At 61.9% G+C, this 767-nt stretch carries 1 protein-coding gene; it reads right to left on the reverse strand.

What is annotated here, in order from left to right:
- Positions 1 to 493 precede the first annotated feature (493 nt).
- Positions 494 to 767, reverse strand: a 274-nt coding sequence (locus BFF76_RS27935) for an IS5/IS1182 family transposase (protein WP_065849320.1), incomplete at its 5' end; no start/stop codon positions are given.

Raw genomic sequence — 767 nt, forward strand, 5'->3', positions numbered from 1 at the left:
GACGGCGCTGTCCTTCCTCCTAGGTCCTGTCGTCAAAATGTGATCAGCTTTCGGCCCCGCTCTGACAGGCCACGATCATCATGGGTTGATGAGTAGATACGCAGAGGTCATCGTCCTGGCACGAAGGGCTGAAGAGGTCATGGAACCTCTGACTCGCCCCGACGAGGGCCGGGCCTGGCATCAGTGCTTCACACGTGTGGACGACGGAATGTTCGACGGGTCACGTATGTCGTCCGAAGAGTGTTACGTGTGGGTCATCCAGTTCATCCGCCACAATTGGGGTGGGTTGCTGAGCCGACTGGAGTCTCTGGCATGGCCGGATCCGTACTCCGTTCAAGTCCTCGTTCGCGACGAGGACGACGACTGCTTCGGCCTGTGGATGATCTATGACGGCAAACTGGTCGAGGTACCGCTGCCGCGCACCGAACGAGAACCTTTCTCAGCATCCGTGACCGGAGTCCTTTCTCGAACGGACCGTTGCACCGGAGAGCTGTCACGCCCACATCAGAAGTGACGCGAGGGTGACGGCTGCTCGGTAGGACTCAGCGGTCTTGTCATAGCGGGTGGCGATCCCTCGCCACTGCTTCAAGCGATTGAAGCACCGCTCCACCACATTGCGCCGCTTGTAGAGCTGCTTGTCGAACGCCGGCGGCCGTCCACCGCGGCTGCCGCGCCGTAACCGGTTGCGCACCTGGTCGGCCCGCTCCGGGATGGTGTGGCAGACGCCCCGCAGCCTGAGCCAGGTCCGGATGGCCTTCGAGCTGTAG

The sequence above is a fragment of the Streptomyces mutomycini genome (genome assembly GCF_001700505.1).
GTDB classification, from domain to species: domain Bacteria; phylum Actinomycetota; class Actinomycetes; order Streptomycetales; family Streptomycetaceae; genus Streptomyces; species Streptomyces mutomycini.